The sequence below is a fragment of the Chitinimonas viridis genome, assembly GCF_030409555.1.
GTDB lineage: Bacteria > Pseudomonadota > Gammaproteobacteria > Burkholderiales > Chitinimonadaceae > Chitinimonas > Chitinimonas viridis.
The window spans coordinates 538,914-548,459 of sequence record NZ_JAUFPU010000008.1 but is presented as its reverse complement, the minus strand read 5'-3'; the positions used below and the strand labels follow the sequence as shown (position 1 = coordinate 548,459).

The 9,546-nt window shown below is 59.3% G+C and carries 11 protein-coding genes; all 11 read right to left on the bottom strand.

The genetic code is table 11. The features are described 5' to 3' along the window. Positions 1–140: 140 nt before the first annotated feature. Genes QWZ03_RS11280 through QWZ03_RS11230 form a run of 11 tightly spaced genes read right to left on the bottom strand, consistent with a single transcriptional unit; the run spans position 141 to position 9,523 of the window. Positions 141–644: a PilN domain-containing protein gene (locus QWZ03_RS11280; protein ID WP_290332798.1), complete on the bottom strand. Its 504-nt coding sequence runs from the start codon at positions 642–644 to the stop codon at positions 141–143. A 3-nt stretch (positions 645–647) separates the two neighbouring features. Further along, entirely contained in the window at positions 648–1,409 is a 762-nt protein-coding gene (locus tag QWZ03_RS11275; protein WP_290332797.1) for a hypothetical protein, read from the bottom strand. Then, the gene (locus QWZ03_RS11270; RefSeq protein WP_290332796.1) at positions 1,390–3,042 is read right to left on the bottom strand and encodes a GspE/PulE family protein; all 1,653 of its coding nucleotides are present in this window, start codon (positions 3,040–3,042) and stop codon (positions 1,390–1,392) included. Before QWZ03_RS11270 ends, QWZ03_RS11275 begins: the two co-directional genes overlap by 20 nt. A gap of 15 nt (positions 3,043–3,057) precedes the next feature. Continuing rightward, positions 3,058–4,236, bottom strand: coding sequence for a type II secretion system F family protein (locus QWZ03_RS11265; RefSeq protein WP_290332795.1), 1,179 nt, complete (start codon positions 4,234–4,236; stop codon positions 3,058–3,060). A gap of 16 nt (positions 4,237–4,252) precedes the next feature. Continuing rightward, positions 4,253–4,675, bottom strand: a complete 423-nt coding sequence (gene gspG / locus QWZ03_RS11260; protein WP_290332794.1) for a type II secretion system major pseudopilin GspG — start codon at positions 4,673–4,675, stop codon at positions 4,253–4,255. Positions 4,676–4,726: 51 nt separating this feature from the next. Continuing rightward, complete coding sequence (locus QWZ03_RS11255; protein ID WP_284196765.1) at positions 4,727–5,188, bottom strand: type II secretion system protein; 462 nt, start codon at positions 5,186–5,188, stop codon at positions 4,727–4,729. Between the two features lie 4 nt (positions 5,189–5,192). Then, the gene (locus QWZ03_RS11250; RefSeq protein ID WP_290332793.1) at positions 5,193–5,561 is read right to left on the bottom strand and encodes a type II secretion system protein; all 369 of its coding nucleotides are present in this window, start codon (positions 5,559–5,561) and stop codon (positions 5,193–5,195) included. Positions 5,562–5,563: 2 nt separating this feature from the next. Continuing rightward, positions 5,564–6,055: a type II secretion system protein gene (locus QWZ03_RS11245; RefSeq protein ID WP_290332792.1), complete on the bottom strand. Its 492-nt coding sequence runs from the start codon at positions 6,053–6,055 to the stop codon at positions 5,564–5,566. Between the two features lie 2 nt (positions 6,056–6,057). After that, the gene (locus tag QWZ03_RS11240) at positions 6,058–8,433 is read right to left on the bottom strand and encodes a secretin GspD/PilQ domain-containing protein (protein WP_290332791.1); all 2,376 of its coding nucleotides are present in this window, start codon (positions 8,431–8,433) and stop codon (positions 6,058–6,060) included. Positions 8,434–8,442: 9 nt separating this feature from the next. Next, positions 8,443–8,922 (bottom strand): hypothetical protein, encoded by a 480-nt coding sequence (locus tag QWZ03_RS11235; protein WP_290332790.1) that lies wholly within the window; start codon positions 8,920–8,922, stop codon positions 8,443–8,445. Positions 8,923–8,980: 58 nt separating this feature from the next. Next, positions 8,981–9,523, bottom strand: a complete 543-nt coding sequence (locus QWZ03_RS11230) for a hypothetical protein (RefSeq protein ID WP_290332789.1) — start codon at positions 9,521–9,523, stop codon at positions 8,981–8,983. Positions 9,524–9,546: the final 23 nt, after the last annotated feature.

The following is a 9,546-nucleotide window of genomic DNA, read 5'->3' as shown; positions in this document are numbered from 1 at the left end:
AAGGGCGGCACTCTACCCGAGGCGGGTGAATGGTGGCAAGTCATTGTTATTGATAGATTTGCTGCAAAGCAGCAGGAATGAGGCTGGGGGCGGGTTTCGGGGGATAGCGGCCTATAAGGCAAGGGCCACTTTTTTCCTCCCTACAACCCAGCCTTGATCTCGAACTCCACCGTCTCCAGCCGGTCTCGCAACAAGGACTGCTGATGCGTCAGGTGTACATGGTGCAGCGCCGGTTGGGCAGACAAGGCCTCCAGATAGCTGGCCAGCGCTTTGCGATCTCGGGCTTCGCCACTCAGGACCACACGGCGGTTTTGCTTGTCGGGCACAAACTCCAATAGCTCCACATCGGCCTTGGCTGCACGCTCTATCGCCACCAGTACGTCAGGCCACGGAAACTCGCGTTCAACCCGCAGGGCCTCCCAGTGCTTGGCTTCTGCTGCGGCTGGCCGCGATACCTGGGTAGGTGCTACGGCTTGTGCTGCGCGCAACGTCTGGTTACGCAGCGCCAGCTTGTCTGCTGCCTGCCGTTGCACCTGGGCTTGCCATACCACTATCCCCGCCACAATCAGCAGGGCACAGGCCAATAACCCTAGCTGGGTGCCATAACGGCTGCGCGGTTCAAGGTATCCGGAAGTCGATTTCATGATTCAACACCAAGCCATTCTGGCGAAGGTTCGTATTTCGGCCGTCGGCCAACTGGCTGCAATATACCTAGCGGGGATGTCGGCTTCTGGGCCAAGTGGCGACCAGGTGTCCACCCGCGCAAAATCGCCGTGCTGAACGCTCAAGCGCCGCAGCAGACGGGTGCCCGCCTCTTGCTCGCTCCGCGTCACCGGTTCGACATCACAGGCTTGCAGCTTGCCCAGTACATAGACCAAGGCGGTGATACGTGTCGGTTCGCGCAATAGCAATAACGACAGGGTCTGCTTGACCGGGCAGGCATGCAGCGAATAGGCCGCCGCTGACACTGGCAACACGCCCTGTAGCCGTAAGCCGCGACGTTGCAGGCTGGCACCAAGCTGCTCCAACCACCCAGCCGGCAAGGCATAAGCCAGGCCCTGGGCGCCATAATGGCGGAAATAGGTTGCCAAGACCCAATCCGCCCCCACCTCGATACCCGCATTTTCAAAGCAGATGCGCGCATAAGCTTCGAGCTCTGCCGTTTCGGTCAGCTCTGCCTGCCAAGGCAAGGCGATACTGGCAGCGAGGCCGTCCGATACCGTTAGTGCCACCCGGCTACCGGGTGGTAATGCTTTTGATGGCTTATCCAGCAAGGCATCCAGCGCAAGCAGGTAGTCATCCGGCTGCGGGCAGGCGATTGGCGCTTCTGTGCTGGCCTTGCCTTGCTGCAACCAGCAATGCCCGGAGAACAAGCCCACATGCACGCGATCAGGCCACAAAAGTGACACGATTGACCTCCTGCAAAGTGGTATGGCCATCACGCACCAGTTCCAGCGCAACATCACGCAGGAATCGGGTGCCCTCCTTGCGCGCCTGTTCTTTCAGGGCACGGATGGACGCACGACCAATGATCATTTCACGTATCTCATCTGTCAGCCGCAGCACCTCTGCCACAGCGCGCCGGCCCTTGTACCCAGTGCCACGGCATACCGTGCAGCCCTTCCCTGCCCGGAACCGGTAGGCTTCGGGATCGCGGATGCCGGAGTCCGACAAGAACAGCTCGTCCAACACCACATCCTCGGTGCAGTTCGGGCAATTCTGCCGCACCAGTCGCTGAGCTATTACCCCCGTCAGCGATGAGACAAAGTTATAGGGATCGACCCCCATGTGCATAAAGCGGCCGATCACATCAAAAGTGTTGTTGGCGTGGACTGAGGTAAAAACCAAATGCCCCGTCAAGGCAGATTGCACGGCAATTTGCGCCGTTTCTGGGTCACGTATCTCGCCCACCAGTATCTTGTCTGGGTCGTGGCGCAGGATGGAGCGCAGGCCGACCGCAAAGGTCAGGCCCTTCTTTTCATTCACCGGTATCTGCAGCACACCGGGTAGCTGATACTCCACCGGGTCTTCAATGGTGATGAATTTGTCCTCGCCATGGTTGATCTCGGTCATCGCGGCATATAGCGTGGTGGTCTTGCCGCTACCGGTGGGGCCGGTCACCAGCATCATGCCATAGGGCTCTGATGCAAGACGGCGCAGCAGGCGTATGGTTTCCCCATCGAAGCCCAACGAGTCCAGCGTCAGGCGCTGCACCTGGTCGATCAGGGCCTGCTTGTCCAGGATACGCAGCACGGCATCCTCGCCATGGATACTGGGCATGATGGAAACGCGGATATCAATGTCGCGGCCCTTGGCCGCCACACGGAAACGACCATCCTGTGGGATGCGTTTCTCTGCAATATCCAACTCTGCCAAGACTTTGATACGGGCAATCGCCTGTTCTGCGAGGGCAGTGTTATTGACCGTCGCAATTCGGTTCAATACGCCGTCAATACGGAACTTGATCACCAAACCCTGCGGTACCGACTCCAAGTGGATATCACTGGCCTCAAAACGCAGCGCATCAAAAACGGTGGAATTGATCAGCCTGACCGCAGGGCTGGCCTCGCCCTGGATAGAGGTCAGTGTCAGGTCGGCGCTGTCGTCACGTGCCAACTCGATGGATTGATCCAAGCCAACCGCCTCGGCCACTGCGCTGAAGGCCGACTCGTGCTTCTCCAGCTCGCCACGTAAGGCATGCGGGTCGGCCAGGTAGATCTCGTGCAAAGGCAGGCCCAGATTGGCCAGCCAGGCACCCACTTTACTATCCAGCGGCCGTCCCAGTACCGCGCATAGCTGCCCATGCGTGTCTCTACCGACTACCAGCAAACGCTCGACCATGTCGGTATAGGGCACCAGCTCGAAATCCGGCACCACAGGCCAATCGGCCTGCACAGTCAAAGCCGGGTAGCCCGCCAGCTCTGCTGCCACAAGCAACAGCTCGTCGCGTGGCAGCTCATGCTGATCGGCCAGCAGGCTAAGCCAATCTGTCGTCATACCGGCAGACTGCTGGGCCAGGTTCAGTTCTTGTAGCGTCAACATCACATAGGCCGCCGGTTACAGTGCATTTGCCAGATCAAATATCGGGGTGTAGAGCATCATGACGATGGCGCCGATGACCAAGCCGATGCCAACCATCAGGATAGGCTCGACCAGTCTGCCGGCCATATCTATCCAGCCTGCGACCTCCTGATCGTAGAAATCGGCAATGCGCTCCATCATTTCATCAAGATTGCCGGACGATTCACCTGCCAGCAGCAATCTATGCGCCACTTCGGTACTCAGTTTGTTTTCCAGCATGACCAGGGAAATCGACTTGCCTTCGCTGACACCCTGGGCAGCAAGACGTAAGTCGCTTTGCATGGCGAGGGGTAATGAGGCTTCTGTCATCTTCATGGCGGAGAGCACACTCACCCCGCTACGCAGCAACATGCCCAAGGTGCGATAGAGCCGCGCCAACTGCAGTATCCACACCTTCTCGCCCAGCCAAGGGGTGGACAACATCCTGCGCCCAAGCCAGCCACGCAAACCTGGGTGGACAAGCAGCACGACCAGCCCAACAAACAGGCCCAGCACACCCAGCCAGGCCAGCGCCGTGTGCTCCCGTACAAAGCTGCCCCATATCTGCACGAACCCGGCGGTCGCATTCTTCCTGGCGGCCACATCGTCAAATACCGCGCTGAAGCGCGGCACAACGTACAGCATCAGAAAAGCGATCACCAGAAAGCCCACGCTCACCAGGATGCCGGGGTAAATGGCCGCCGAGATCAGCTTGCCGCGTATCTCGTCCAACTGCTTCTGGTAGTGCATGAAACGTCGTATTGACGCCCTGACCGTGCCTGTCGTTTCGCTGGCACGCACCATGGCCACATACAGCGGCGGAAAAACCGACGGCAGGCTGGCCATGGCTTCAGAGAGCTGCTTACCTTGCTGCAAGCCCTGCAACAGCGTGTCGTAAATGGCGCGGTGGCGCCCTGCCCTGTCGTTGCGCCCCAGTATCTCGATGGCATCGACGATGGGCTGGCCTGCCTCCAGCAAGGAGTGCAATTGCTGGTTGAACACCGTCATGTTGAAGGCTCTTGGCCGTCGAGCCAGGCCTGCGCTGATGGTGTTCAATGCCAGCAGACGCTCACCGCTCGATTCAATGAATCGGCGTGCCTCTTCCTCGCTGGCGGCATCCAGCTCACGCAACTCCACCGCCATGCTGGCGTTCAACACCTTGGCCCGAAAACGCATCGCTGCTGGTCCTGGCTCAGTAGCTGGTCACATCGGCATTGTCATCGGTGCCACCCGCTACCCCGTCCTTGCCGTACGAGATGATCTCGAATTCGCGGTCATTGGAACCGGGCGAGTTGTAGACATAGGCCTTGCCCCATGGGTCCACCGGTACCGCCTTCTTCAGGTAAGGGCCACGCCATTTGGCAGCATCTGCCGGTTTGGCAAACAATGCGGCCAAGCCCTCCGCAGTGGTCGGGTAGTTACCGGTATCCACACGGTATTGATCCAAGGCCTTGTCGAAGGCATCGATCTGGGCTTTGACCAGTTGCTGCTCAGAGCGGCCAATCTGGCCAAAATACTTGGGGCCGACAAAACCGGCCAACAAGCCAATGATCAACAGTACAACCAGCAACTCCAGCAAGGTAAAGCCCTGCTGGCGATATTGCGACTTACTCATGGTGCTTCTTCCTCTCCAGAGGTAAGGGTGATTCATCGGACTGCTTCATGCTCAGCCCGGGGTCGGTTCAAACACAAACTTCCAGTCCTGATAGCGCTTGGCACCTTCCAGTGCCTGCAAGGCCTCAGGAAAGCCGCCAGTCTTGATCGGTTGCTCCGTCGAGAGCGAATACACGCCCTTCACCAGACCATCCGGCGTCTTGACCAGCCCCCAATCGGCACTCCCTGTCATGGGGTCACGATATAGCCGACGCAAGGGCCGGCGGGTACGGGTTGCGCGATTATCCAGCAGCAACGCCTGCAAGTCCGGCGGGTACTGCTTGCTGGTGCCAGGCGAGAACTGGTAGTAATCCTTGATCGCCTGCTGGTAGGCCTGGCCGACAAACAGCAGCTCCGCCTCGCGCTCCCGCCTGCCTGCCGTCTTGCTGTGTTCCAGCGCCCGCAGGCTGACCACCAACAGTACTGCCACAGCAAACAAAGCAATCAGGTAGCTGTATCCACGCTGCCGATGCATGCCACTACCACTCGGAATACTTGGTGCCGCTCTTGCTATTGGGCGCCGTACTACGTACATCGTAAACGCCCCCCAAGGTCGTATCCTCAGGGGCTACTGACTTCCAGCTCGCCGCACTCTCGGTGAGTGGATCGATGGGAATAGCCCGCAGGTAGCGCTCCTTGACGAGGTCATCCAGCTCTTTCGGGTACTTACCCTTGTCGGTGTAGTACTTGTCTATGGCGTCTCGCATCAGGTACAGGTTCTCCCGCAGTACCGCCTCTCTGGTGCGCTCCAGGTTGTTGAAGTACTTGGGCGCAGCCAAGGACAGCAAGGTGGCGATAATGGCCATGGCGACCAGTAGCTCGATCATGGTGAAGCCTTGTTTACGCATGCTCACCACTCCTTGTAGGGCACGCCATTCAAGCCCTTTTTTTCTGATAGCGAGTACACATCGAAAACATCATCTCCACTGCGCGGTGCTTCGGGGGGTGACTCAAAACTACGCAGGCCCCAGCTAGCCTCGTTCGGGGCCTCGTCATCCGCAAAGAATGGGTCGCGCGGCAGACGGCGCAAGAAGTAGAGCTTGGCACCATCGGGGTTCTTCTTGTCTGTCACCCCATTGACGAGATCCAGCAAGGTCGGCGGATAACCCGACCCATCCAGGCCCACCTCAATACGCCCTGCCGTCGCCGCTGCCTTGTAGGCGTCGATGGCCTGTCGCATATCACGCAGCGATCGCCGGAGTTCATGCTCCTTGCTGCGCTGTACCGTTTTTTCGGCCAGCGGCATGGCTACAGCAGCCATCAAGGCCAATATGGCCAGTGAAGCAAGTAGCTCGATAAAGCTGAAACCCGCCTGGCGAGTACGTCGACGCGGCTTGGACATGCTCAGGGCGCAATGCTCAGTCGATGAACCAAGGGCAAGGCTGGACGACCCACATTGCCGCCACTGGCTATGGGCGTCATGCCGATGACACTGATCTCGGCCTCCTGCGCTGCTTGCAGGGGCTTGAGCACCACCATCAATAGCGCACCCTCGCCCTTGGCGCCCGCGGCTTCCGCGCTGGCCGTACCGACTGATACACGGCCACTGGCCTTGTCTATCAACTGGCTGAAATTGGATTTCCCAGCCTTGCTGAAGTATTCGCCCTCCTTGACTGACACCACTTCAAACAGCGTCTTGTCGTAAGCCAGTTGCAGCGGCGCCGCACGTAAGGCCTCAGCGCTATCCAGGTGCAACATTAGCGTCATCGGCTCGCCCACCTTGGCAGTGGCAGGTCCCTTCCACTGCAGCTTGACGCCCGGTACAACAGCCGGTGCGGGTTCGGCGCTCGGCGGCGCACCGGGTGTGGCCGGGGCTACGGTCGTCGGTTTCACTTCCTCGGGAGGCTTAGCGGGCAAAGAATTCGTCGTGGCGGTCTCCAGACTGCGCAGTTGCAAGGGCTTCAGCCGCAGATTGGCCTCGGTGCCCGACCAGAACGACTCTGCAGCCGGCTCCTTGCGCTGGGCATTGCGTATCAGCCTGGGCGTGATCGAGAGAATGATTTCGGTCTTGTTACCGCTATCGGACTGCGACGAGAACAAGCGCCCCAACAGTGGCACATCCCCGAGCAGCGGGATACGGCTGGCCGAAGACCGATCTTCATCGCGTATCAGCCCTGCCAGCACCTGTGTTTCACCATCCTTCAGGCGCAACACGCTATTGGCGGTACGGGTACCTATCTCATAGGCCAAGGCCCCTCGGGCCGTCTTGATCGAGTTCACGACATTGCTGACTTCCAGACCGACCTTGATGCCGATCTCGTCACGCATATGCACATCCGGCTCGACTTCCAGTTTCAGCCCCACATCCAGGTACTGGATATTTTCGGAGATGAAACCATCCGACGTAGAAGTCGTCGTCACCACGGGCACCTTGGAGCCAATCATGATCTTGGCTTTTTCCCTATCCTTGACCCGGATACGTGGATTGGCCAGTAGATTGGCATCACCATCGTTCTTTTCGAAACGGGCCGTCACACTGGGCAAGGTCACGCCCAGATTGCTGGAGTTCAGGTTTTTCAGCTCGCTCAACTTGTAGAGTATGGGCGACGATTCGGAGCCATCGCCGGTCGAGTTGCCGCTATTGGCAAAGGGCCGCACTGTGAGCGACTTGGGTAGGTCGATGCCCAGTTCCAGCATGCGAGTGCGGTTGACCTCCAGCACCTCGACCTCCAGCATCACCTCCGGCTCGTCCAGATCATGCAGGGCAATCAGCTTCTCGGCCAAAGCGATGGTGTCGGGCGTTTCGCGCAACATCAGCATGTTGAGCTTATCGTCGACAAACACTTCCTTGATCTTGAGCATGGACTTCAGCAAGCCTGCGGTCTGCTTGGCCTCGGCGGTAGACAGATAGAACGCCCGCACCACCAGATCCTGATACTCCTTAGTCTTGGCCGAGGTATTGGGGTAGACCAGCACGCTGGTGCTGTTCAGTATCTTCTTGTCCAACTGGTTGGTGGTCAGGATCACATCGATAGCGTCCTCCAGCGTGGTCTGCTTGAGGAACACCGTGGTGCGCTGGTCGCTTTTGACCTCTCGATCAAAGATGAAATTGATCCCTGTCGTGCGCGACAGGGCCTCGAACACCATCTTCAGGCTGGCATCGCGAAACTCCAGGTTGATGGGCTTCTTGTACAGATTGCTCAAGCTGGGGGAGGTGATCAGATCCTTGGCCTGGGCCGCATCCAGCTCGCGCTTCAATGCCAGCGCATCCGCATGACCAGGATGATTCTCCAGCGCCCTGCCCAGCAATTGCGCTGCCTGGCTGCTGTCGCCTTTTTTGAGGGCTTCGCGCGCCTGCAGCGCTTGCTCATCGGCCTGCTTGAGCCGCAGCAAGTTCTCCAGCCCAGCCGTGGCACGGGCGTGGTCCCGTTCATACTTCAAGATCAACCGGTAGTGCTGGGCAGCATCATCCAAGCGCCCCTCCGCGGTCGCCACCTCGGCCTGCGCTAGCAAGCGGCGCGTTGCCACTTCGCGGTTGCGCAGCCAGTCCTTGCGGTAGATCACGTCCTCGGGGTCCAGTTCGGCAGCCTTGCCCAGCTCTGTCACCGCCTCATCGTACTGACCCTTGTCCATCGCCTCCAGCCCGGAGCGATGATGGTAGTCCGCCGCACAACTGCTCAGCAGCAGCAATACCCCGGCAGCAACGGCTGGTGCAGGGTTGATTTGCGTTGCCGTGGGCATCGCAGTACGTACAGCGCTCAAGAAATCAGATAACAGCATGGCAATCGACTATTCCGATGCAGGCAGGGCAAGCTGCTGCTTGTCGCCCGTCGGCAAGTATTCAAATTCGATACGCTGGGCATCCAGGCCCAGCACCTTATATGTCGCACCCAGGGTTTCCCCCACTCGGGCGATCAGGGTTTGTTCGCCCTGGCTCAGATACACCACTTGCTCACCACCATCATGCAAGCGCCCCATGAATTTGAACGGCAACGGTGGCGGCCCGGCCGGCTCAACCTGCAAGGCCGGCGCCACCACAACGGGCGCGGGGGTGACCACGGGTAACGGTGGTGCCTGCCAGTTGCGAGGCGCAAACGGATTGGCCGCCATGGCCGGCATGGCTACCTGGCTATGTTGGCCGGCAGGGGCCACCGCCGTGCGCAGCGGTGGCGTGGCCGGCTGGCTGCTCACAGGCGCAGCAACGACTTCTACCGTCGACGACGGTGTCGCCACTTCTGCCACGGCAACATCTTCTACCGGGTAAACCATGGCAACCACTGTCCCCGCAAGCAAGGTCAGCCAAAGCGCCCAGCGCTTTTGCTCTGCCTTAATCACGGCGAACCTGACGGTAAAATGCCGATAGCGATACGTCGCAGCTCAGTTCCGCCACGCCGATATCCTCTCTGCTGCAGTGAATACCATCCAGTGTCACGTTCGCCATGCCGATGCGCAGGCCATCCACAAACCGCCGTATTGCAGGATAGTCCGCCGATACCGACAGGCTGGCGCGATAGCGCAGATAAGGTAGTTTGCCCTTGTCATCAAGAGTAAAGGTCACTTCATCCAACGGTAGCTTGGCTGCATCGGCAGCCTGCTGCAGATCACCCATCAGTTGCGCGCTGTTGAATACCGGGAAAACCGGCACCGAATAACCAGGCAAGGCAACCACAGGCGCTGCCTTGGGGGCGGTACTCAGCGCGCGACGCTCGTGCTCGGCCTTGTCCAGCATGTGGCTGCTGCGAGCGTAAAACGCGGCAGCAGCCCCCAGGCTAACCAATGCCAGCAGCAAGACGGCAGTAGTCCAAGGCTGCAGACGTAGCTGGCGGCGCAGGTAAAAAAGCCACTGAGCAGGGAGGTTAGACAGGGTCAAGCCGACGATCCGGAGGGAAGACA

Bases quoted from the DNA above. Each gene is read 5' to 3' on its own strand.
- QWZ03_RS11280 (WP_290332798.1), bottom strand. From the start codon at position 644: ATGAAATCGACTTCCGGATACCTTGAACCGCGCAGCCGTTATGGCACC.
- QWZ03_RS11270 (WP_290332796.1), bottom strand. From the start codon at position 3,042: ATGTTGACGCTACAAGAACTGAACCTGGCCCAGCAGTCTGCCGGTATG.
- QWZ03_RS11265 (WP_290332795.1), bottom strand. From the start codon at position 4,236: ATGCGTTTTCGGGCCAAGGTGTTGAACGCCAGCATGGCGGTGGAGTTG.
- gspG (WP_290332794.1), bottom strand. From the start codon at position 4,675: ATGAGTAAGTCGCAATATCGCCAGCAGGGCTTTACCTTGCTGGAGTTG.
- QWZ03_RS11255 (WP_284196765.1), bottom strand. From the start codon at position 5,188: ATGCATCGGCAGCGTGGATACAGCTACCTGATTGCTTTGTTTGCTGTG.
- QWZ03_RS11250 (WP_290332793.1), bottom strand. From the start codon at position 5,561: ATGCGTAAACAAGGCTTCACCATGATCGAGCTACTGGTCGCCATGGCC.
- QWZ03_RS11245 (WP_290332792.1), bottom strand. From the start codon at position 6,055: ATGTCCAAGCCGCGTCGACGTACTCGCCAGGCGGGTTTCAGCTTTATC.
- QWZ03_RS11240 (WP_290332791.1), bottom strand. From the start codon at position 8,433: ATGCTGTTATCTGATTTCTTGAGCGCTGTACGTACTGCGATGCCCACG.
- QWZ03_RS11235 (WP_290332790.1), bottom strand. From the start codon at position 8,922: ATGGTTTACCCGGTAGAAGATGTTGCCGTGGCAGAAGTGGCGACACCG.